Annotated in this window: 15 protein-coding genes; 7 read left to right on the top strand and 8 right to left on the bottom strand. The window is 63.8% G+C overall.

All coding sequences use genetic code 11. The annotated features are described in order from the left end of the window. Positions 1-23: 23 nt before the first annotated feature. From ACZ1JY_RS14865 to ACZ1JY_RS14855, 3 genes are read right to left on the bottom strand one after another with little or no spacing between them, the layout of a single operon-like run. Positions 24-692, bottom strand: coding sequence for an SCO family protein (locus tag ACZ1JY_RS14865; RefSeq protein WP_465129813.1), 669 nt, complete (start codon positions 690-692; stop codon positions 24-26). Positions 693-742: 50 nt separating this feature from the next. After that, positions 743-2275 (bottom strand): DUF4139 domain-containing protein, encoded by a 1533-nt coding sequence (locus ACZ1JY_RS14860; RefSeq protein WP_465129812.1) that lies wholly within the window; start codon positions 2273-2275, stop codon positions 743-745. A 7-nt stretch (positions 2276-2282) separates the two neighbouring features. Continuing rightward, on the bottom strand, positions 2283-3746 hold the full coding sequence (locus ACZ1JY_RS14855) for a DUF4139 domain-containing protein (RefSeq protein ID WP_465129811.1): 1464 nt from the start codon (positions 3744-3746) through the stop codon (positions 2283-2285). 102 nt (positions 3747-3848) lie between these two features. On the opposite strand from ACZ1JY_RS14855, the gene ACZ1JY_RS14850 reads away from it, so the two are divergent. Then, entirely contained in the window at positions 3849-5603 is a 1755-nt protein-coding gene (locus tag ACZ1JY_RS14850; RefSeq protein ID WP_118072294.1) for a cation:proton antiporter domain-containing protein, read from the top strand. Between the two features lie 2 nt (positions 5604-5605). On the opposite strand, the gene ACZ1JY_RS14845 is transcribed toward ACZ1JY_RS14850, so the two are convergent. After that, the gene (locus ACZ1JY_RS14845) at positions 5606-6508 is read right to left on the bottom strand and encodes a LysR substrate-binding domain-containing protein (RefSeq protein ID WP_168902832.1); all 903 of its coding nucleotides are present in this window, start codon (positions 6506-6508) and stop codon (positions 5606-5608) included. A gap of 342 nt (positions 6509-6850) precedes the next feature. Between ACZ1JY_RS14845 and ACZ1JY_RS14840 the strand changes: the two genes are divergently transcribed. Further along, entirely contained in the window at positions 6851-7222 is a 372-nt protein-coding gene (locus ACZ1JY_RS14840) for a hypothetical protein (protein ID WP_168902833.1), read from the top strand. A gap of 8 nt (positions 7223-7230) precedes the next feature. Here ACZ1JY_RS14840 and ACZ1JY_RS14835 read toward each other — a convergent pair whose 3' ends face one another. After that, a complete protein-coding gene (locus tag ACZ1JY_RS14835) occupies positions 7231-8097 on the bottom strand; it encodes a LysR substrate-binding domain-containing protein (RefSeq protein ID WP_465129810.1) in 867 nt (288 codons plus the stop codon). Positions 8098-8197: 100 nt separating this feature from the next. Here ACZ1JY_RS14835 and ACZ1JY_RS14830 point away from each other — a divergent pair, with 100 nt between their 5' ends. The 5 genes from ACZ1JY_RS14830 to ACZ1JY_RS14810 all read left to right on the top strand — a co-directional run bounded on the left by ACZ1JY_RS14830 (position 8198) and on the right by ACZ1JY_RS14810 (position 16663). Continuing rightward, positions 8198-9604 (top strand): proton-conducting transporter transmembrane domain-containing protein, encoded by a 1407-nt coding sequence (locus tag ACZ1JY_RS14830; protein WP_465129809.1) that lies wholly within the window; start codon positions 8198-8200, stop codon positions 9602-9604. Between the two features lie 4 nt (positions 9605-9608). Then, positions 9609-12161 carry a DUF2309 domain-containing protein gene (locus ACZ1JY_RS14825; protein ID WP_465129808.1) on the top strand — a complete coding sequence of 851 codons (2553 nt, stop codon included), beginning with the start codon at positions 9609-9611 and terminating at the stop codon, positions 12159-12161. Positions 12162-12229: 68 nt separating this feature from the next. Next, positions 12230-12640: a DUF2946 family protein gene (locus ACZ1JY_RS14820; RefSeq protein ID WP_465129807.1), complete on the top strand. Its 411-nt coding sequence runs from the start codon at positions 12230-12232 to the stop codon at positions 12638-12640. 58 nt (positions 12641-12698) lie between these two features. Next, positions 12699-14681 carry a TonB-dependent receptor family protein gene (locus ACZ1JY_RS14815; protein ID WP_465129806.1) on the top strand — a complete coding sequence of 661 codons (1983 nt, stop codon included), beginning with the start codon at positions 12699-12701 and terminating at the stop codon, positions 14679-14681. Positions 14682-15400: 719 nt separating this feature from the next. Beyond that, positions 15401-16663: a DUF4062 domain-containing protein gene (locus ACZ1JY_RS14810; RefSeq protein ID WP_465129805.1), complete on the top strand. Its 1263-nt coding sequence runs from the start codon at positions 15401-15403 to the stop codon at positions 16661-16663. Between the two features lie 43 nt (positions 16664-16706). Here the strand turns inward: ACZ1JY_RS14810 and ACZ1JY_RS14805 are convergent, their stop codons facing one another. The 3 genes from ACZ1JY_RS14805 to ACZ1JY_RS14795 form a co-directional block, all read right to left on the bottom strand. After that, the gene (locus ACZ1JY_RS14805; protein WP_465129804.1) at positions 16707-20648 is read right to left on the bottom strand and encodes an AAA family ATPase; all 3942 of its coding nucleotides are present in this window, start codon (positions 20646-20648) and stop codon (positions 16707-16709) included. A 349-nt stretch (positions 20649-20997) separates the two neighbouring features. Continuing rightward, positions 20998-22071, bottom strand: a complete 1074-nt coding sequence (locus ACZ1JY_RS14800; protein WP_465129803.1) for a tyrosine-type recombinase/integrase — start codon at positions 22069-22071, stop codon at positions 20998-21000. Positions 22072-22084: 13 nt separating this feature from the next. Beyond that, on the bottom strand, positions 22085-22378 hold the full coding sequence (locus ACZ1JY_RS14795; protein ID WP_465129802.1) for a helix-turn-helix domain-containing protein: 294 nt from the start codon (positions 22376-22378) through the stop codon (positions 22085-22087). Position 22379 lies beyond the last annotated feature (1 nt).

Here is a 22379-nt window from a genome sequence, read left to right as displayed (position 1 = left end):
AGCAGCCCGCCACCCAAGCCAAATTATCGCATCTTGTCCGATGCGGCTTGAGATGTTTCGGTCGTGGGTGATCTGCTGAGAGCGGCATCGCGCAACTTGGCCTCGATGCGGGCATCATCCTCCATCGGACTGAGCGTATCCCAGAAATCGCCATCAGCGTTGTAGACGAACGCCTTGGTCGTATGTTCGATGCGGTAGCTGGCGCCCGATTGCGGAATGACCTTAACGAACACGCCGGCATTGTCGGTAATGCGGTTTATGACCTCCGGATCCCCCGTCAGCGCGATGATCTCAACCCCAAGACTTTTGACGAAGGCATTGAGGCGCTGCGGCGTGTCCCGGGCAGGGTCGATGGTGATGAACACGATCGGAAGGTCTTCATGTGCCCAACCCATCCGGGCACGGATGCGCGAAAGGCGTACGAGCATCGCCGGGCACCGATCCGGGCATGAAGCATAGCCAAAGTATGTAATGTAGGGATGCCCTTTAAGGCTGGACCGCTGGAACAATGATCCGTCTTGCGCGACAAGCCGATAGTTGCCGTCCTCAGCAACCCCTGACTGTTCGTATTGCTTCTCCGACTGTCTCGCCCACAGGAGATAGCCTGCCGCGCCAAGCAAAAGCAGTAGCACGACAAAAAACAGCGGCTTACGCGCCATGAACGATCGCCGGATGTCGCTCTGCATGATCATGCCGCCGAGATAGCAGGTGAAAATGTCTTCGGAAGGATAAGTGTCGGTTTTTAGTCAGAATTAACGATCCTGTAAGTCAGGCTGGCCTTGCCCCGCGCTGGCACCATGACTGACCAGATCGCTCGCCCATCCTTGCGCGCCAGACGTCGCGGGGACATGCCTTCTACAGTCCCCCCCGAAGAAATGCGCGCCTCGAAGCGCACCGGAACCGGCCGCGCATTGCTGACGTTCAACGCCACCGTACGGGAAACCTTGCTTGAGCCGATCTCCTCGGCGCTAGCCACGATCTGCGTCGCCTCTCCAAGCAGGATCTCGACGTCTTCGCCCACCGCGCGGTCCGGAAGTCCTCCCTCGCCTGCCAGAAGCATCGACCCCTGATCCGGGCCAGAACCAACAGGTTCGAACACGGTGACCGGTCCACCCGGTAGCGGCAGCCCCAAACCGTCTTCCTTGCGGTTGCGGGTGCGCAACATCTGGCGCACGACTCCGACACGGTCTTCATGGACATCCGCACGATAGAGCGCCTCCATCTTGACGCCATGCCTTTGCGCCAAGGCCACCTGCTTCTGCGCATTGGCTGCTACGGTAACCCGCACTGGCACCCGGTAAAGCTTGAGATCGCCGAGGCCCTCCTGCTGCACGGTCACGGGCGCATTCATTGCACCCGCACGCTGGGCAGTCACCACAATGTCGGCCATTTCCATCGCCGGGGCGGGCATGATCATGGGCGGGGGCGGCGGTGCAGGCGGGGGCGGTGGTGCCAGCTGCGATAGCGAACAGGTCAGTTCCAGTTCCCCACCCGAGGGCTTTTCGCCTTGCGTACTGTCCTCGCGGTTGACCTTCCCGGCGATCACCGCGGTCTCCGCTTCGGCAAAACTCGTGGAATCGCTACTGGCAAGGGTTACCCACGCCGAGACATCGGCCGTCCGGCCATCCGCGTTCATCTGCACGACGTAGTTGGATTGCCAATCGAAACCCCAAGCGAGGTAGGACAGGGACAGCGTTGCCTTGTGCGCCACCGGACTATCCGTTTCGATTGAAAGCGTGGGCTTCGCTGACAACTCCTTTGGCGCTTCGGGATAGAGTATTTCGTCCTCCAGGCCGCCGCAGTTGGCAACTTCGAAGCCTGCTGCCGTCTGCACGATGGCAGCCCCATCAGGGCCAGAGCGGATCACCGCGCGCTCTTCACGGACCTTTTGGGTCGCAAGGTCGGTTCTCCGCAAGATGACCGGCCGGCCAAACATGCGCGCATAGAGGCTTCGGGGTGAAAGCAGATCGGCGTCGAGGTTCTTCTCTCGCACACCTGACGGCAGTCCCGTCACGATCGCGCTTTCGGGGAACAGCCCCGCCGCCACGCCTTCGAACCGTACGGTCGCCCTGCCCGCAGGTATCTCCACGGTCCGCTGTTCGGTTACGAGCGCATACCCCTGCAGCCAGTCGAGGTTCATGGCTTCGTCGCTGGCGCGATCGGGCGCACGATAGACGCTCACCGAAACGCTTGCGGGCGCAGGCGAAGTGATGATCTCCTCGCTCGCCTCCGGCGCGGCGGAAAGCAGCAGTGCAAGGGCTGCAGGAAATCGCACGTCGGGCCTAATACCGGGTGTCGAATTGCACGGTCAGCGTGGCCTCGCCGTTGGCAGGCACTGCCACTTGCCACATCCGCTCGTCGGCTGAGCGCTGTTCACCTTTCACGCTTTCGGAAGGTACCCGCGTGTCGTGCCACCAGTTGTCGAGGCCGCCTTGTACCACTTCGACCGTAACCGGCACGGACTTGGCATTGGTCACCTTGTAGCTCATCGTCGTGCGCCAGAAGACCGTTTCGGTCTCGACCGTCACCTCGCTTGGCGCCTTGCCCGGCGTGGTCACACGATAGCGGGCTGTCTTCTCCCATTCCCCGCTGTCGATACGCTCCCGCTTCTCCATCACCGGCTGGACCTTCACGTCGAAGGCCTCTCCGGTCTTGAGCGCAAGGTTCGATCCCATCGGCGTGTGTCCGATCGCATTCTCGCCGATGAACTGAGGCTGCCCGCGCATATCGCGCATGTACACCCGCACCGTACCCGCAGGCAGCGCATCGCCCAGCCCTGCCTCTCGCGCTGTTGAAAAGCGCAGGACGGTGTCTGCGCTCTGCGGCTCGGTCTGGCTGGAAAGCCAGCCGTTGCGGAAGTGATAGGCCTTGGTCGCGGGCGCGCCGCCGACGTCGAGGAAGCTGACCTGCTTCTGCTGGGCATTGGCCACAGTGGTTCGTCCGGCAATCGGATAGACGTAGAAGTCACCCAGGCTCTCGCGATTTGCGCTTTGTGTTCCAGGTCGGTTACCCGGCATCATCGGTCGCTGGGGACGATACCCGCCATTATAGCCGCCGCTGCCATCGCCCACCGCGCCCGCCACCAGCAGCACCTTGGCCTTGTCGAAGGTCGTGCCGCTGTTGTTGGTGAGCGTGATCCAGCCCTGCACATCTATCTTGCCCGCTGCCTCATCGAACAATGCCACGTAATCCGCCTTCCAGCCGAACCCGCGCGAGAGATAGCTCAGCGAAACCGGGCGCGTGCCCGGCGCGGTCGTGTCCAGGGTTACCGATAGTGTCGGCCGAGCACGCAAGCCGGGCGGCAAGCTGGGAAACAGCACCCGCGCACCGTAGTTCTGCAGGACTTCGATGTGGTTTCCGACGCGGACGATCGTGCCGCCGTTATTGGCGAGAATCGTCGCCGTCTCGCGCTTGTCGTCAGCCCCGCGCACAAGCGTCACGGTCTGTCCAACGGCCTTGTCCATCAGCTTCTCGGGAGTCAGGAGGTCGTAGTCGAAGTTCTGTTCGACAATGCTTGTCCCCCCGGCATTCAACGTCACCGTCTCCGGTCGGATGGCTGCTGAAACATCAGGAAATTCCTGACGATGCCGGCCCGTCGGCAGCGCCATCTGCCGCACGTCCTGCACCAGCGCGAGATCGTTGTTGTAGATCGTCAGAGACACGTCGCCCTGCGCACTTGTCGGAACGGTCTGGGCCAGAGCCACTGCGGGAACAGCCGATCCCAGAAGACCAAAAACCTTGCGCATCTGCCCCTCCACCGTTCTCCAATCGCTAACCTGTCGCTGGCGCCAGATCAACGCAGGCTGAACGACGGTTGCGATGAAACATGAGCAGCCTAAAGAGAAGGGATGGCCGAACACACATCAATGCTCCGCGATGGCTTCATCCTGCTTGGATTCGCCCTGGCTTTCGTATTGATTTTCCGGCGCTTGGGGCTGGGCGCAACCTTGGGCTACCTCGTGGCCGGAGCTGTCGTCGGCCCGCAATTGCTGGGTCTGGTCGGAGACGCGGAAGAAAAGCTCGGCATCGCCGAACTGGGCATAACCCTGCTGTTGTTCCTGGTCGGGCTGGAACTGAATCCGTCGCGCCTGTGGAAGATGAAGCGCGATATCCTTGGCCTTGGCCTGCTTCAGGTAACCGCCTGCGGGCTTGCTGTTGCCGGCATGATCCTGTTGACCACGGACTTCAGCTGGGAAGCAGCGCTGGCCCTCGGCCTGCCGCTGGCGCTCTCATCGACGGCGCAGGTGTTGCCGATGCTGCAATCCTCCGGCCGGTTGCGCACGCCGTTTGGCGAACGCGCTTTTGCAATCCTGCTCTTCCAGGATCTCTCGATCATCCCGATGATCACGATCATCACGGCAATGAGCCGCAATCCGGAGGATGCCGGTGGCCCTCCCGGTTGGCTGATGGTCCTGTACTCGCTCGGTGCGATAGGTGGCCTGATCGCTGCTGGCCGCTATCTGATCCGTCCGCTCTTTCGACTGATCGGCAATCTTGGCGAGCGCGAAATGTTCGTGGTCGCCGCCTTGTTCACCGTGATGGCTTCGGCGGCCATCATGGAGCTGCTCGGCCTGTCGACGGCGCTGGGCGCATTCGTCGCGGGCGTCATGCTCGCAGACAGCCCCTATCGTCATGAACTCGAAGCCGATGTCGAGCCGTTCCGGTCGATCCTGCTCGGGCTCTTCTTCCTGGCAGTGGGGATGATGCTCAACCTTGCCGCCATCGCCGAGCGCCCGCTGTTCGTCGCCGGCATGGCCCTTGGCCTGATCGCGGTGAAGGCGGCGATCATCTTCGGCATTGGCCGCCTGTTCGGCATGCCCTGGCGCGGCGCACTCGCCCTCGGCCTGCTGCTCAGCCAGGGTGGCGAGTTCGGCTTCGTGATGTTCGCTCAGGCGCAAAAGGCGCTGCTCATCGCGCCCGAAGCTGCCAGCCTGTTCGGGGCCGTTGTCACCCTGTCGATGGCCACGACGCCGTTCCTGATGATGGCGACCGCCGGGATCCGCCGCGAAGCGGAGAGCGCTTCGTCCGGTGAGCGCGAAGGCCCCCAGCCCGATGGTTCCAATGCCGTGGTCGTGGGTTTTGGCCGTTTCGGACAAGGTGTCACGCAGATGCTGCTGGCGAGCAACATCCCGGTGACGATGGTCGATACCGACATCGAGATGATCGACGTCGCAGCCACCTTCGGGGCCAAAGTCTATTTCGGGGATGGGACAAGGCTCGATCTGCTGCGGCAAGCCGGGGCAGCGGAAGCGGAGATGATCTTCTTCTGCATGGACGGCGATCAGGTCACGGCCGATCTGGTCGAGGCCGTTCACGAGGCTTTCCCGCGCGCATCGGTATACGTTCGCGCCTACGACCGGCGTGCGCTCATCCGGCTGCGTGGCACGCCTGTCAGCGCGGTCGTGCGCGAAGTCATGGAGTCTGCAGTCAAGATGGCGCGCGTCGCCCTTGCTGACGCAGGTCTTTCGGCTGAAGATATTGCGCGCGCCGAAGACATGTTCCGCGCCCGTGACCGTGAACGACTGAAGCTGCAGATCGAAGCGGGCGACGTGCGCGCCGCGCGAGACCGCATCATCACAGAGCCGCAGGCCCGCCCGACCTAGGGTCAGGCAAGCAGCCCGGCGGCCTCGCTGCAGATGCGCTGCGCCAGCGTGCGGTAATCATCCGCGCTTGCCGACTTGGCCCGCCAGGCCGCAACGATGGCGCGCTCGCAGCGCCAGTTCGCAACCGGCAGCCGCACGACCAGAGCATCGCCCCCCACTTCCGACCGCAGGTAAAGTTCGGGCAGAATTGCCAGGCCAACACCGCTGCCCACCATCTGGTGAATGCTGTCGAGACTGGTGCCCTCGTAATCCAGCAGCATTTCGGCCCCGAGTTCGGCGCAAACCCGCTGGACCTGCTGATGATAGTGGTGACGGGGGTCGAGCGTCAGGAAGCGCTCTCCCTTGAGGTCCGACCGATCAATGTGCGCAAGCCCGGCGAGGTGATGGCTGCGCGATGCCACCACGCTCATCGGTTCGTCGAACAGGGGGACGACCTCCAGGTCCTCGCCGATCACCGGCCCCGGCCCGACCATCAGATCAATCCTGCCGGAAACGAGCTCACGGCTCTGCTCGGCCGGGATTCCTTCACGGATATAGAAACGCATGTCACTCTGCTCGGCATTGAGCGCACCGATCAGGGCGGGCAAAAGGTAGGGCCCAAGCGTCGGCGTGATCCCCAGCCGGACGACCCCGGACAGCTGCTTGCGGGCGCGCGCCGCAACCGCGCGGATGTCCCGGATCTCACGCAGCACCCGGCGCGCTCGTTCGGCAATCTCCCGACCGACCGGCGTCAATTCCACGTTTTGTGATGCGCGATCGATCAAGGTTGTGCCGAGGCGATCTTCAAGAGCACGTAACTGATGACTGAGCGTAGGTTGCGAAATATTGCAGGATTGTGCCGCGCGTCCGAAGTGACGCAGTTCGGCAACTGCCAGGAAATACTCAAGCTGTCGGACCGTAGGCATGCGACCTCCGATAGAAGCATTCTATCGATTAGTCGCCGATCTTTCGATTGGACGCAACGGGCTGGCCTCGGCAATGTGCTGGGGCAAGGCAGAAGAGGATGCCCCGCCGACGGTCGATTTCTCACAGTTCACGCTCGTCCCCCCTCGCTGAACTGCCCGACTGTCCCTTGATGCCTTGCCGGGGCGACGCACCGCCAGTCCGCGTCGCCCCCACGAGTTTCGCAACGGGCCTTGCGCGATCAACCCGGCGCAAGGCGCGCCACTGCCGACCTGGCCCGCCCCCGGAAGCGGCAAGCCGTCGGCAGCGGAGCACTGGCGGCGCATTGTGACGACCCTGGCAGGATGCGCCGCCAGACAATTCCGGGCTATTCCGCCCAGACCGAGAGGTCATTTGCCATGCTGATGATATTGGCCGCGATTGCAGTGACGACCGGAACGCCCCAACCACTGGACGCCCATCACGCCTACCGCTTGCCTGAAACCTCGGCCCCTCGGTCAGTCACGCCGGATCGGCGCTGCTCAAGCACGCGAGAGGTCACGGTCTGCGCGAAGCGAGGCGATGGCATACGTCTGGTCGGAACTGGCGCAGAGGTCGTGCCGCCGCTTCACCAGGCGCAGCTGCGAATCGCACCATCGCGTTGTGCCAACCCGGTCGAAAACGGATTGCGCTGCATCCGTCCCGAAGTGTTCGCGCGCCTGAACCTCGACGACTAATACCAAGGTCACGCTCCGCGTTCGAGCGCTGCGATGATGTGCTGGGCCAGCAAGTGCGCCGTGTCCGAAAGGCCGGGCGCCTCGAGCAAGGCGATCTCGGTGTCGTAAAGCGGCGGCAAGCCAGCGTCATCTCCCGCTGTCGCAAGGCCGGCAGGCACCATCTCCAACGGCAGTACGGTAATCCCGAGGCCCGCGCGCACCGCCGAGAGGCTACCTGCCAGGCTGGTCGACGTATAAGCCACGCGCCACTCGCGCCCCATCGCATCCAGCGCCTCGGTGGCGCGCTTGCGATAGACGCAGGGTTCGGGCGAAACCACCAGCGGCACCCTTGCGAAGTCTGCCGCGGATTGCCGATCCCGCGCGACCCAGACCAGTGGCTCGCGCCAGACCCGGACGCCGTCCTGCACGGCTTGCGTCGGCTGGCGCTTCACCAGGACCAGGTCAAAGTTTCCTGCGTGAAAGCGCTCAAGCAGGTTGAGGGTCAGGTCGCAGGTAACTTCAAGCTCGACCAGCGGGTGCGCCTCGGTGAATGCGGCAAGAACCGAAGGCAGATGAGCCGTCGCAAAATCCTCGGGCACACCGATGCGAACCGACCCAGCGATGTCCGGCTCGAACATCTGGGCCAAGGTTGCATCGTTGAGCCGCAGGATCTGACGGGCCGGACCGATCAGCCGCTCGCCCTCAGGCGTGATTGAAAGGTGCCTGGGGCTGCGCAGGAACAGCGCGCGCCCCACTTGTTCCTCAAGGCGCTTCAGCTGGAGGGATATCGCAGACTGCGTCCGGCCGAGCCTCTCCCCGGCGCGGGTAAAGCTTCCCGTATCGGCAATCGTCACGAAGCAGCGCAATAGGTCGATGTCGAGATTTCGCAGGGCCATCACATGCCTTTATCATTGACGTTTGAAATCTTCAATATTTCATAAATTCGTTTCTAAAATCATCGAACGTGCTGCACCTGCGAAGCGAAGGAGGCACACGATGAACCCGACAACCATGACTGCACCTGCCATCAAGAGCGGCCCGGCGTTTCGCCTCAAGCCTGCCGATTGGCCTGTCTTCGGACTGGGCGCCCTGTTGGCCGCAACCATCGCCACCGGCCATGCCTCGCTCACCACGCCGGGCGTTGCCCTCTCGGGGCTCGGCATCCTGATCGCCGTCGTCGTTCTTGCCTTCTCCCGCCGACAACTGCGCGCAGACCGGCGCAGTGATTCCTTCGCACGCCTCGCGACGAGCCTCGCCATCGCGACTGTGTTGCTGGGCCTTGCCACCGACGCCATGCTGCTCGCTGCCGCCTGGATCGTCTCGGGCCGTCTCATGGCAGGATTGATCGGCCATGTCGGCGAATGGAGCGAAGCCCGCGATGCCGCGCGCCGCGCCACCATTGCCTTCACCATTGGCGACGTGGCGCTGATCGGCGCAGTGGCCTTGCTTTCGATCGCCGCGGGATCGAGCGATATCCTCGCGATAAAGTCATCAGCCGCAGGGTCCTCCTCGCTCCTGACGACCGCCGCTGCCTTTCTCCTGGTCGTCGCCGCTCTGGCCCGCTGCGCCATTCCGCCCTTCTCGAACTGGCTGATGCGCTCGCTGGCAGCGCCAACCCCGGTGTCCGCGTTGATGCATGCCGGCTTCGTCAATGCCGGTGGGTTCCTGCTCATCCAGTTTGCGCCGATCCTCGAAACATCGCTGCAAGCGCGTTACGCGCTCTTTGCCTCCGGCGTCGTCGCGGCATTGGTCGGCAGTGCCATCATGCTCGTGCGCGCCGACGTGAAGGGATCGCTCGCAGCATCGACCATCGCGCAGATGGGCTTCATGCTGCTCACCGTCGCGCTCGGCGCCTACGCTGCGGCCCTTTGGCACATGGTCGCTCACGGACTGTTCAAGGCCTGGCTGTTCCTGGGTTCGGCCGGTACCATCTCCACCAGGACGACACGTTCCAAGGGTCTTGCCCAGCCGTGGCCTGCGCTCATCGCGCTCGCGACGATCATCGGTGCGATCTTCCTGATCGAAGCGCGCCGGGCTGATGCACTCCTGCCGGTCTGCCTTGCCCTGACCGCGCTGCTCAGCGCCATGGCAGTTGCCGTGCGGTCCCTGCCGCGTGGTCCAATGGGCGCGGTCGTAGCCCTGATGCCGATTGCCCTGATTGCCCTCAACGCTGCGGTGCTTGTCCTCATGACCGCACTCCAGCCCGACGCCGCCCAGCCTTTGCTTTCGCCTTTCGGGCAGCTTGGCATTCTCTCGCTGTTTCTGGCCGGATGGGTCTGGCAGCAACGCATCGTGAGCGGCGAACAGGCCCTGCCTCCCTCCCTCTTCGCGCGCCTTCTTCACGCCGGCAACGCCCTCACCACTTCCACACCCGCCGCCACCCCCGCCATCGCGAAGGACTGAAGCCATGAACATTGCTACCGCGTCACTCGCACCCGATACCGGCGTTCCAGCCAGCCTTCAGGAAGAACGGCGCGAACTCCAGGCCCTGGTGGATATCGCCAGTCAGACTGTTGCCCCGCTCTGGCCGCTGGACAGCGCCATCGCCGTCAATCCGCTGTCGGGTTTCGAAGATCTCCCGTTCGAAGACGCCCTGCCGCAAGCTGCCGAGCTGTTCGGTGCCCGCCCCTCCCTCTCCCTGATGCAGTGGCGCGCGCTCAAGGCAGAAGGCCGCATCGAAGACATCGCCCTCCGCAAGGCCGTGGTCGCGGCGCTTGGCGGCCTCGAGCCCGCATTCGCGCCGCTCGGCCCCGATCTCAACGCCTATAATCTTCTGGTGGCGCGCCTTGTCGAGCTGCCAGCAGACGACACCCCGGTTGCCAGGCGCGAACTCACCACGCCGATCGCCGTTCTTGCGCGGTACCTCGCGGCCTTCTTCGACCGCAACGCCACGCTCACCCTGCCCGGTCGCCAGCACGGCCTGTACAGCAGCGTAAGCGCCGCGCTTCGGCACGATCCGGGCCTTGTCCGGGCCGGCGACGAAACTGCCGCGCACTGGCTTGCGAGTGCACCTGCCGACCCTCTCGAGATGCTGCTCTTTGCCGCCCGCCGCGATGGCGTCTCGCGTGACCGGCGTCTAGGTTGGCTGCGCGGCCTCGTCGCCGCCTTGCCGGGTTGGGCCGCGCACTTGCGCTGGCGTAGCGAGCATGGCGGCCCCGCAGCGAGTGCATCCGCCCCGGCCTCGATGATCGAACTGATGGCTCTCGTTGCGCTCGTTGAAGGCAGCGTCCGCAGCGGTCCCAGGGCGCTCGCGGAACCTTCCCGCCAGCACGCCCATGTCTGCCGGACGCTGCTCGCCCATTTCGGCCTTGATATGGAAGCGTCCGCCATCTGGTCGCCCGCCGCGCGGGACAGCCTCAACCGGATCGCCGCGATGTCGCTGGCCGAACTGGGCCTGATCTTCCAGCAGGCGGCAGAGGCCAGCTTCCTGGGCACGATCGCCCCCCAGCTCGAAGGCGCTTCGGCCAGGCTGACGGCAAAGGTCAAGGCTCCGGCGGCGGAAGCCCAGGCCGTGTTCTGCATCGATGTCCGCTCCGAACCCATGCGCCGGGCGCTGGAAGCGCAGGGTCGCTACGAAACGGTGGGCTATGCCGGCTTCTTCGGATTGCCGATCGCCATCTCTCCGGCCTGCGATGCACCGGAACGCAATCAGCTGCCGGTCCTGCTTTCGCCCTCTCACGTCGTAGCCGAACGCGCTGCGCAAGGGCAGGAGGCCGAGGCGAACGCCCTGCTGGCGCGTCATGCCGCCCTCGCTGATGCCCGCGCCATGCTAGACACGAACAAGAGCGGCGCCACAGGCTTTGCGACGGCGGAAGCCGCTGGTCCGCTGGCAGCAGTGGCCCTGCTCGCACGCACGCTTGCCCCCCGCCTGACCGATGCCTTCCGCAGACGGCTGGTGGGCGAGCGGGGACACGTCCTCACGCCCGCCGCCTGCAACGATCATGGCCATGGCCACGGCACCAACGCGATCCCGCTGGAACAGCGCATCGCCTACGCCCGCACCATGTTCTCGTTGACCGGGCTTTCGCCCGATACCGCGCGCCTCGTTGCACTTGTTGGCCACGGCGGTTGCACCACCAACAATGCCTTCGCGGCAAGTCTCGATTGCGGCGCTTGCGGCGGCCATCCCGGCGGCCCGAACGCACGGCTCATGGCTGCCATTCTCAACGATGGTCAGGTCCGCGCAGGCCTTGCCGATCAAGGCATTGCAATTCCGGACGACAGCTGGTTCATCGCCGCGCAGCATGACACCACCCGCGACGTGGTCGAGATCTTCGATCGCCAGCTCGTGCCGGCAAGCCACGCGGCGGATCTCGCCAGGTTCGAGCAGGCCCTGCAGAGCGCCGGTGCGCAGTGCCTCAAAGAGCGCGCCGCCCGCCTCGGCCGCTCTGCCGACGACCTGCTGACCGGCGCCATGCATTGGGGCGAAGTGCGCCCGGAATGGGGCCTGTCCGGCAACGCCGCCTTCATCGTCGGCCCGCGCGCGCTGACGGCGGAAATCGACCTTGGCGGCAACGCCTTCCTTCACAGCTATGACTGGACGAAGGACAAGGACGGCAGTGCTCTGGCCGGCATCATGACCGCGCCGATGATCGTCGCCCAGTGGATCAATTGCCAGTACCTGTTCTCGACCATCGACAACGAGGTATTCGGCGCGGGCGACAAGACGACGCAGAATGTGGTCGGGGGCTTTGGCGTCGTGCAGGGCAGTGGCGGCGATCTCTGTGTCGGCCTGCCCCGTCAGTCGCTGTTCCATGACGATGGCACGCCCTACCACACCCCGCGCCGCCTCGCAGTCCTCATCGAAGCGCCGCTCCAGCGGGTCCAGGATATCGTCCTGGCGCACGATGTGGTTGGCCGACTGGTCGAGAACGGCTGGATCAATCTTGTCGTCATCGATCCGTGGAAGCACAAGGCCCACCACTGGGTCCGCGGCGAATGGACGCCTCGGCCCTGCTGATCGGCTGCTGCTGAAAACTTGATGAAAACCCATGACACCGCCCGCCTCTGCTCCTAGGGGCGGGCGCCATGAGGGGCCTGCGCACATTCCTGCTGCATAATCGCCATCTGGCAGTGCTGCTGGTCGCGCTGGCGCTCGCCATGAAGGCCGTGATCCCGCAAGGCTACATGGTCAGCGGCACCCCGCGCGCGATTACCATTCTAGTCTGTGCTGACAGCACCGGTGCGCGCTCGTCCGTTCAGGTCACCGTCCCGCAAGGCGCGAAGGAAACCGTCGCCAAGGATCACAAGCCCTGCACTTTCGCTGGCCACGGTGCCGCTCTTCTGGGCGGAGCCGATCCGATCCAGCTCGCCCTTGCGCTGGCATTCGTGCTGGCGCTGGGCTTTCTCGCCATCGCGATGCCGCGCCTTGCGCCATCGCGCCGCATCCTGCCGCCCCCGTGCGGCCCGCCCTCGGAAATCGCCACCTCGATAGCCTGACCGAACCGGTCACTCTGCCCGCCGTCTGAACCCAGACGCGATCGAAAGCGTTCTCCGCATGACTACCCGCATACTTGCCGTGGCCCCGCTGGCCATGGCCTACTCGCTCGACACTCCTGCCCACGCCGAAGACGCCGCCGCCGAAGGCGCCGCGATCATCGTCATCGGCCAGAACGATGCCTCCCTCGCCGAACAACAGGCCACGCAGACCCCAGGCGGAACCGATGTCGTCACTTACGAAGACTTCGCCGACCGCACCGTGGTCTCCCTGCGCGATGCGCTGGCCTTTTCGCCCGGCGTCTACGCCCAGCCGCGCTTCGGGCAGGAGGTCCGCATTTCCATCCGCGGATCGGGCCTTTCACGCAGCTTCCACATGCGCGGACTGACGCTGCTTCAGGACGGTGTGCCGATAAATCTCGCCGACGACAACGGCGATTTCCAGGAGCTTGAGCCGATCTTCCTCGATCATCTCGAGGTCTATCGCGGCGCCAATGCTCTCCGCTTCGGTTCGGGAACCCTGGGCGGCGCAATCAATGGTGTCACGCCGCGCGGCGACAAGGCGCATGGGCTGTACGCCCGCGTCGATGGAGGCTCGTTCGGCCTTGCGCGCGGCCTCGTTTCCGCAGGCTTCGGCGATAGCGCGGCAAACGCCTGGGCCGGAATTAGCGCCGAACGCCACGATGGTGACCGTCAGCACGCCAATCGCCGCTCGTTGCGCTTCAATGGCAACGTCGGTCTGGCTCTGGCCGAAAACCTCAGCACCCGCTTCTACGTCACCGCCAACCATATCCGGCAAGAACTGCCCGGCGCACTCTCCCTCGTCGATGCCCTGGCCACGCCGCAGAAGGGCAACTTCACTGGCGATCAGGAACGCAACATCGATTCCCTGCGCCTGCAGAACCGCACCGCCATCAGCCTCGGAACCCTGCAGCTCACCTTTGGCGGCTTCTATAACATCAAGCAGCTCGATCACCCGATCTTCATGGTGATCGACCAGAAGTCGGACGATCGCGGCCTCTTCGCCCGTGCCGAATGGGAGGCGGGAATCGTTTCGCTCACTTTGGGCGGCGAATCCCGGTGGGGCACGACCCGCGCCCGCCAGTTCATCAACAACGGCGGCAAGCGCGGCGCGCTCACCTTCCGCGCACTGCAGCGCGCGCGCACGTCCACTGCCTATGGCGAACTGCGGGTCTCCCCCGCAGAGAGCCTGACGCTGATTGCCGGGGGCATCTATGCCAACGGCGCGCGTCGACAGGACCGCGAACTGCCGTCCACGGTGACAGGCAACGCTGCCTTCGATGCCTTCTCCCCCCGCTTCGGTGCCCTGTGGACTCCGGCCGCCGGGGTTCAGGTCTATGCCAACTACAGCCGCTCGGCCGAGTTTCCGACCTTTGTCGAGCTCGCCCAGCAAGCCGCGTTCGTCCCTGTGCGCCCACAGCGCGCCTGGACGGCAGAACTGGGAACTCGTGGCCGCCTGGGCACCCTGGAATGGGACATATCGCTCTATCGCGCCGACCTTACCGGCGAGATGCTGCAATACACACCGGATGCCAACGTCGGCATTCCCGCCGCCACGTTCAACGCAGGGCGCACGCGCCATCAGGGCGTCGAGGCCGGTCTCTCATGGCAGCCGGCTGATTGGCTGCGCCTTCGCCAGATCTGGCAATATTCGGACTTCCGCTTCCGCGGCGATATCCAGTTTGCGAACAACCGCCTCCCCGTCGTGCCACGCCATGTCCTGCGCAGCGAAGTCAGGCTTGGCGGCGATGCCCTGCATATCGCACCCAGCCTGGAATGGGTGCCGCAAGGCGCCTTTGCGGACTATCGCAATACCGTGCGCGCGCCCGGCTATGCCTTGATAGGCCTCAGCGCGGGAGCCTCGGTCAGCAAGGATATCGACCTCTTCGCCGATCTGCGCAACATCACCAGCAAGAAGGCCGTGGGCGACATCGCCGCCGTCATCACCGCCACTGGCACCTCGGCAATCTACTATCCGGTTGAGCGCCGGGCGGTCTATGCCGGCCTGCGCGCCAGGTTCTGACATCTTGAACGAAGCGTGGTGGCGGCAGACAAAGCTGCCGTCACTACGCTTGCTCGATCTTCATCCCCGCACCCCATTGACCTTGCCGGCGAATCCGCGCAATAGCGCCCCACCTCGCAAGAGGGGCGCTTAGCTCAGTTGGTAGAGCATCTCGTTTACACGTCGAGTGTCTTGAGCGCCTCAAGCGGTGAATTCCCTAGCTTTGACACAAGTTGTTTTGACCGCGGTCGGGACTATGTCGGGACTGGTAACTGTGCCTCTGCTTAATTCCGTCCGAGCCGAGGACTACAATTGGGACAAAGCCGCCGTCTTAGGATCCCCAATTGTATGACGTCTTTCAGAGATAGCAGACGCTACTGACTGCAAAGACGCCACTTTCGGCTAACTGACGTTGGGCTGGCAGCAGACATTCTGGTTTCGGCGCGAGATCTGGCTAACCGGAACAAGGCTTTTTTCTGCCAGCGTCTATGAGTTGCGTCACGCGACCGGCGGACTTTGCGATTATCTAACCTCCTCATCGAGGTTCAAGTCTTTTGGGCCTTTTCCTGCTCGGCACCGCCCCAGCGACCGTGCGGTATCCTCATGCGATCGAGCTAGACGCCCGAGCCCACCTGTCTGTAATCGTCTGCCGATTCGGCTAACGGTAGCGGAGTGAACGCGCCTCCCGGCTTCCGAACGGACGCGCTTTGCGACAGTTCAAGTGAGGGAACGAAAGCGAAATGGCCCATCGACCAACATTCTTCCTGTCATCCACGATCTATGACTTTCGCGATTTACGCAGTGCGATCAAATTCAGCCTCGAAGAGCGGGGGTGCCGCGTGCTCGCTTCCGAGTTCAATGACTTTGGCGCAAATCTCGACCAACACAGCTACGAAGCGTGCCTTACAAATATAGAGCAGGCCGACTATTTCGTGCTGCTGATCGGAGCGCGGGTCGGCGGCTGGTACGACCTGAATGCACGGGTCAGCATCACGCAGCAGGAATATCGCGCCGCTTATGCGCTCCATCAGCAACGCAAGCTGCGCATGATCACCTTCGTGCGTTCCGAGGTCTGGCAACTCAAGGAAGACCGCAGGGAGCTCGCGCGGTTCCTGGCGGACATGGCGCTGACCGATAGCGAGCGGCAGGCAGTGGCGCAGGCGCCGAGCAAATTTGCCAACGATGCAGCCTTTGTGAGCAACTTCATCGCCGAGGTCGGCCGCAATCTCGAAACGGGCCTTGCGGTCAGCAAGGGCACGACCAAGCCGACCGGCAACTGGATCCATCAGTTCCGTGACTTTCGCGACATCCACGATGTTCTCGCACCTCTCGCCTTTACCGGCCTCACGTCCGAGGAGGCCGCGTATCGCAAGGCGCTGCAGCATGAGCTGCTGATCGTAATGAGTGCCCTGCTCGCTAAGTACAAAGGCATGGTGCTCGATCTGAGAGTCGGCCTGAAGCGTGGCCTGGAGGAACACCCCATCACGTTGGAAATCAGGGACGCGGGCTGGATCACGGTAGACCTCGAACCCTGGAACACCTTCGCAACTATCTTTTACCAGGTCATTGGAGTGACCTTCGAGCCGGTCGTCATCAATGACGCGCTGACCTCGACCATCTTCCTCGACTATGACGGCGAGAAGGGCGCCTATGTGCAGAGCCCGGCTTATGACGCGTTGTCGCGGCTGTGGGACGAAATGCGCCGGTTTCGGGATCTCACCACAATCGAGAATTTCGCTTTTTTGAACGAAACCTCACCGCGTGCGCTCGGGCGCAAGACCGGCAAGATCGACCTGCCCGCCGACAAGGTCGGCATGCTCTACGGGATCGCCCATCGCTGGATCAACATCGTCAATCTCGCCCAGGCCTTGATCCTACACCTCGAAGGCCAGCCCTTTGCAATGCCAGAACTGATGCCAATCTCGCCGATCGCAGGACTCGAGGACGACTATCAGTCCGAGCGGGTGACGGTTCCCGAGCTGCGCGCGGCCATGGGTATCTGAGATAAGATGGGAGCCAGCCTGACAGCTTGTATTTCCTACACAATCACGAGGGATCGTAGATCACACCAATAATCGGTCGTGCATACGCCATCACTGGTAGGTCCGGCGCACCTTCGATCTGCTCGGTGGCGATGACCGCCGAGTCCCCCAGCCCCCCGATCGTCTCGAACTGGCGAAGATAAGGAAGCGCCGACGACACCGGCGATCCCACGCGCTTGAGAAGGCTGGCGCCGTCGTTCAACGTCAGTGCGACGATCTGCCCTTCCATTCTTCCCAAGTCGGCGGCGGTGAGCCTCGGCCCGCCGAGGATGACTTGTCCCGGCAGCGCCAGCGGAACCGCGCTTTCCTCCCGCACGCGGTAGGCAACTTCGACCCTTGCCAGGATCGGGTCGCTCGAGATGTCGATCGCCTCCTCGCGGCCTTCGGGCGGCGGGAGATGACTTAAGAGCACGCCGACCACGCGGTGGGTATCGATGCAGTGATCCTCGAAGGCGAGCGTCGGGCGGCTCCGGCGGGGATCAGTCGCCTCGGCGGCGAGGGAGAACCCCTCGCCATTGCGCGGGCGCAGCAGGCGCCGCGCGAATGCCTGGGAACCGCGGCGCGCTACGACAAGGCTATGGTCGCGCACGGCGCTGGGCGCCGCCTCGACGATGGCCACCGATCCAGCGGGAATCGCGAACCCCATCGTGTCGTGGCGGATGTAGAACAGCGCCTTGTCGCCGAACCACGCGCTCGACAGGAACTCATCGTCTTCCGCCTGGCTGCCGCCCGAAGGGATATGTCCGGTAAATGCGGCGATATCTTGGCTGATAGGTACGGCAAAGGCTGGTGCCTGCACGGTCACCAACGTCACGACGTTGTCGAGCACCTCGGGCGTCAGCGGCTCGCGCCAGCGATAGCGCCTGAACTCACCATGCACGCGCTCGATCCCGACGCGAAGGCGCCTCAGATCGGCGTCGACGCGATCGACATCGACGTAGTTGATCGAGGCTTTGTCGTGATGCGACTGGTTCAGTATGCGCCGTGCCTCGGCGCCGGAGGCCATCCCGGGGTCGGCGCAGAACGCGGCTAGGATCGGGCTCTTGAACAGTTCGTTCGAGCGTCCGCCTACGAGCGTGCGCAGCCGATCGAACAAGGGGATTAGTGTCGGCGCACGGGTGGGCGCGGAATGCGCAGGATAGGCAGGGTCATCAAAGAGGTCGCCCAAGCGCGCCTCGATGAAGATGCGGGCCTCATTGGCATAGTCCTGGGCATGCGGCGCACTATCGATATTCGCAACAAAGGCCTGCCGCTTGCGGTCGAGCTCGTCTACGGCGAGCGAGGTCTCGAGCGTTGCGCGCGAGATGTTCACCGGGTGCACGGCGCGATGGGCGATGAGGTCCGCGGCGCGCGCCTCCTGTACGACGGTGCGAGCGAAACTGCGGTCGTGCGTCGTGGCGACAATCTGGGCACCGTCATTTGCCAGCTGCGCGATCGCCCTCGCGAGCCGCTGGCGGTTGTCATAGTCGAGCAGATCCTGGGGATCGTCGAGCACCAGGGTCGTCAGTCCGCCGCTGGTCGCGAGGACGTGCTCGCGAAAGGCGAGGTAGAATCCCGTCAGCGCTGCGCGCAACGCCGAGGCATTCGAGACATGTTGGGCGGGTGCTTGGACCGTGCCGCGTCCAACGTGGATTTCGATCACTCCCTGAGCGCTCATTCCGGATGCCAGGGGGCGTGGCGAGAAGGAGCTGGCGTTCTGGTAAATTTGATCGCGCCAATATTCGGCACGGTCATGGAGCTGCCTTCGGAGACCTTCGACTTGGTCCTGAGCGAGCGCACCAACCGGAACGATCGCGCCGAGAGCGCGTGTCGTGTCGTGACAGGCCGCGATGCGCTGCACCTTTTCCGTCCTCGCGTCCAGGCAGGTCCGCATGCGCTGAACGAGTTGAGTCGCCGCGCCGATCGGCGCGACGCCCTTCACGATGAAATCCAGCCGCTGGAGACTGGCGCCCAGCGAAGCTTCGGCAGCAGGCGCATCCGGTCCGTTGCCGGCTGCCCCGCGAACTGCGTCAAGTGCTCCTCGTAGTGCGCCGGAATTGGCCGCCATCCAGTCGCTGAAGGCGAGCGCCCGCTCGATCTTGGCGACGGTCGTCGCGAGCGAGCGCGCGGCCTCGGCGATCCGCTGCGGAAGCGCTTCAATCTCGGGCTCCAGGAACGGCGGCAACTCCGCTGATGCCCGGTCAACCAGCGACAGGGCGAGCGGCTTGAGCGTAACGAGCGTTCTGCTGAACGGTTCGGTCTCGAAGAGCTCTTCGCCAAGCCCTTGGCGAAGGAGCGCGGCCGGACTGGCCGGCAGATCATGGGACAGCGTGCCACGGAGCTGTTCGGGCAGGTCCCGCGCAAGCGTGCCGGACCAGTCGGTCGCCCATTGGCTGACCGCCTTGGCGACGGCGCCGCCGCCCTCGCGCAGCTGCGCCAGATGTTCGGCGACGGGCGTGCCGGTGTCGGGATCGATCGCGCCAGAAAGACTGTGCCGGCACACGACGCAATTATCGTCGTGCGGGGTGCCGTGCTCGGTCATCCATGCCGCGACGCGTGCGTAGAGCTGGGTACGCTTCGCCAGCACGGGGTTCGCGGCAAGCTCGGCGAGCTCGCTTGCCTCGGCCCGCAATTCCGCGAGAAGCGCCCGCACCTCGACGGTGGCAGCGTCACTCAACTTGAGCTTACCGATCCGTTCAATGGCAGGGAGCGTGCGCACGAGCCGCAGCTGCTCGATCGCAGGCCCCACGCAGTCTTCGAGATCTTTGCGCTGAGAGGCGTCCTCGGGATCGAAGGACTGTCCAAGGACACTGCGCGCGTCGGCGAGGCCTTCGGCCTTGAGACGATCGAAATGTGCGGAGATACGCGTCAGCGTTTCGGCGGCTTCTGCATCGCGCGATGCGGGTAATGCTTCGTGCGGCCGCATGGCCGGAAAGGCTTCGATCCGATCGGCAAGGTCGGTACGATGGATAATGAACTCGGCCTCGATGCGTTCGAGCTCCTGCTGACGCTCGGCGAGAATTGCGCCGCCAATCTTGCTCGAGGCGCGCTCGGCATGCCGGGCGAGTGCGACTAGATCGGCGAGCCCGGTCAGCTTGGTGATCGCTAGGCCCAGCTCGGAACTGCTGCCGATCTGCAGGAACGGCAGGATGCCCGGCATGGTCGTGCCCAGGCGAAATGAGACTGGATCGACACCGAGCGAAGCTGGGTCAGGCGCAGTCTCGGTCAGCTTGCCGTTTGGCTTGCGCGACTGCGTACGCCGGATGGGCGTCAGAATCGCGCCGTCCGCATCGGCAAATGTGAGCTCGACCCAGGTGTCGGCCGGGATCACCCTCGCAGCGGCATCGGGCGTCCAGTCCTGGGCATGCGGGAGCGGCGTTACAGGGCTGATCGCGTGCGCGCTCGGTTCGTCCTCGCCATGCTCGACATGGCAGTCGAATTCCTTGTCGCCCGGTTCGGGCGATCGCTGCGGCCGCAACAACTGGCCGGTGAGGCACCAGATGATGGCGTTGGCGAGCGAGGTCTTGCCCGAACCGTTCCACCCCTCGAACAGTGTGATCGGCTTGTCGGGCTCGAAGACAAAATCGCCCGGCGCGTCGCTCGCCGTGCCGTAGGCATGCAACCCGGCGAAACGGTGCGCCACCATCCGCACAAGCCTGAGGTGCTTGATATCCGAAGCACCCGCCGCCGCTGCTGGCGCGGACAACTCAGGCGGAGCCGATCCGATCGAGTCAATCAGCGCCTCACAGTCGGCCGCCATGACGTTGCCGGCCCATTTCGGCCGGTTTCGGCGATACCAGTTCAGTGCCGAGCGAGCGTGATCTGTCGCCAGAGAAAGCGAATGCCCCTCGCTCGTGACGATAGCGCGCCCGGAGATCAGGTCCGCGAGCAGGATTTCCGTGGTCAGCAGATGCAGCGGCCGGCGAGGCGGCAGGTTCTCGCTTTCTTCGGCTTCTCCCGAACTCATCTCGACTCACTTGTTCTTCCATGGCGTCGGGGTGACGTTACTGCCGACTTTCGCACATTCCTATGCCGATGAGCTCCTTCTTCATAGGGATGAATGGGCGCAAACACGCGGGGTGACCAGGATGAGGCATTGAGTTTTCTTCGACGTCCTCTCTGACGGTGCATCCCAGCTCATCTAAACGCCGCCGCTTACGGCAACTTTCAGGCGGCCCGCTGCGATGCCTGAACGACCGATTTTTAGGGCGCATTGCCGATTGTCCGATTTGCAGCGTCTAGTCAGCTGCATTTATCAGGAGCAGATATTCATAGTCGTTTCCGTAAACGACCAGGTCTGGTCGGACTTTGAGGTTTCACCGTCGCTTCCTTGATCCGTTCATTTGCTTGGCAGGGATCGCTTTTTGTTCGCTCGCCTCCAATGCATTGCGGATGTCGTCGTCCATGACGTGAGCGTAGCGCAGGGTGGTCTCGATGCGCTTGTGCTTGAGCGCTTCTTTGGCAGCGGCCAATGAGCCGGTGGCGCGGACGATACGCGTGCCGCGCGTGTGACGGAGATCGTGCAGCCGGAAGGCGTTGACTTTGGCGGCTGCGAGCGCGGCCGCCCACGGCTTGCGCAGCGCCGTTGGTGTGAGCGGGTAGCGCTTGCCCTTGCGGCGGGTGCCCCTGCTCTTCTGGCATACATAGGTGAATACGAAAGGCTTTCCGTCCCCGGTGTCTGCCTGGGGCTGGCGCGCGATGATCTCGACCAGAGCGGTAGTCAGCGGGCGAACGACAAAGTCGCCGCCTTTGATCCGGGTGACGGCGGATTTTGCAGGCAGGTTCAAATCCTCCCAGCGCAGCCCTAGAACCTCGGCGCGCCGCCAGCCTGACTTGAGCATGAAGTCCACCGCGTCGACCACGTCGTTTCGCAGTGCCAGCATGAGTTTGTCTTCCTCGAGCGGCTGCAGCTCGCGCGGTGGCTTCTTTGGGACCTTGTAAAACAGCAGGGCCCAATCGGGCATTTCGCCGACGTCATATTTCGAACGCTGGGCGCGGCGCCACATGGACCGAGCATTCTCGATCTCGCGGTTGACCGACGCGTTCGAGCGGCCATCGCGTCGCTTGGCAAAGTAGGTCTGCAGATCGCGATCGGTAATTTCCGAAAGGAGCTTCGACGGGCCAAGACCCTCAACCAGTTCCTCCAGCATGTAGCGGATGGTGGGCCAGCTAGGCAGCAGCTCGACATGGTCCTGATAGAAGCTGGCAGCTTCGTTGACGGTGATCGGCGGACGGGCGTTGACGGGGTTGGCAGCAAGGTGCCGCTCACGACGCTCGAATGTCTCTGCCGCGCGCAGCGTGCTGCAGCCGGTCGAGCCGTAATATCGCCTCCCCTTGAATTGGAAGTCGTAATGGTAGTGGGGTTTGCCCTTGGGCTTGTAGACGCTCACCTTTGCACCGCGTTCAAGCCTTCCGGCGATTCCGATCGGTGAAAGGGATGATCTTCGCAGACTTGCGAACGCTGCGCGTGGAGCGGGTTGGCTGTGGCTTTGGCGGACATGCGGGCTGCACCGTGCGAAGAGAATCGATGAACGTTTTGAGATCGTCGTCGGTGTATCGCACGGCTCGGCCGATCAACACATAGCGCAGCTTGCCCTCGCTCCGCGCCTTGCGAAGCGTGCGAGTGGATAGGCTAAGGCGCCGCGCGGCCTCGATTTCAGTGAGCAACAGTTGATCGCGCATAATTTGATGAGCCATT

The sequence above is a fragment of the Novosphingobium sp. BL-A-41-Hi4B-X5A genome, assembly GCF_055521705.1.
Note: the sequence above shows the minus strand (reverse complement) of the source record. Positions and strands in the feature narration are given on the sequence as shown.

Excerpts from the sequence above, each read along its gene's own strand:
- ACZ1JY_RS14795 (WP_465129802.1), bottom strand. The coding sequence starts at position 22,378 with ATGGCTCATCAAATTATGCGCGATCAACTGTTGCTCACTGAAATCGAG.
- ACZ1JY_RS14825 (WP_465129808.1), top strand. The coding sequence starts at position 9,609 with ATGAACATTGCTACCGCGTCACTCGCACCCGATACCGGCGTTCCAGCC.
- ACZ1JY_RS14850 (WP_118072294.1), top strand. The coding sequence starts at position 3,849 with ATGGCCGAACACACATCAATGCTCCGCGATGGCTTCATCCTGCTTGGA.
- ACZ1JY_RS14830 (WP_465129809.1), top strand. The coding sequence starts at position 8,198 with ATGAACCCGACAACCATGACTGCACCTGCCATCAAGAGCGGCCCGGCG.
- ACZ1JY_RS14805 (WP_465129804.1), bottom strand. The coding sequence starts at position 20,648 with ATGAGTTCGGGAGAAGCCGAAGAAAGCGAGAACCTGCCGCCTCGCCGG.
- ACZ1JY_RS14845 (WP_168902832.1), bottom strand. The coding sequence starts at position 6,508 with ATGCCTACGGTCCGACAGCTTGAGTATTTCCTGGCAGTTGCCGAACTG.
- ACZ1JY_RS14835 (WP_465129810.1), bottom strand. The coding sequence starts at position 8,097 with ATGGCCCTGCGAAATCTCGACATCGACCTATTGCGCTGCTTCGTGACG.
- ACZ1JY_RS14820 (WP_465129807.1), top strand. The coding sequence starts at position 12,230 with ATGAGGGGCCTGCGCACATTCCTGCTGCATAATCGCCATCTGGCAGTG.
- ACZ1JY_RS14855 (WP_465129811.1), bottom strand. The coding sequence starts at position 3,746 with ATGCGCAAGGTTTTTGGTCTTCTGGGATCGGCTGTTCCCGCAGTGGCT.
- ACZ1JY_RS14815 (WP_465129806.1), top strand. The coding sequence starts at position 12,699 with ATGACTACCCGCATACTTGCCGTGGCCCCGCTGGCCATGGCCTACTCG.
- ACZ1JY_RS14840 (WP_168902833.1), top strand. The coding sequence starts at position 6,851 with ATGCGCCGCCAGACAATTCCGGGCTATTCCGCCCAGACCGAGAGGTCA.
- ACZ1JY_RS14865 (WP_465129813.1), bottom strand. The coding sequence starts at position 692 with ATGATCATGCAGAGCGACATCCGGCGATCGTTCATGGCGCGTAAGCCG.
- ACZ1JY_RS14810 (WP_465129805.1), top strand. The coding sequence starts at position 15,401 with ATGGCCCATCGACCAACATTCTTCCTGTCATCCACGATCTATGACTTT.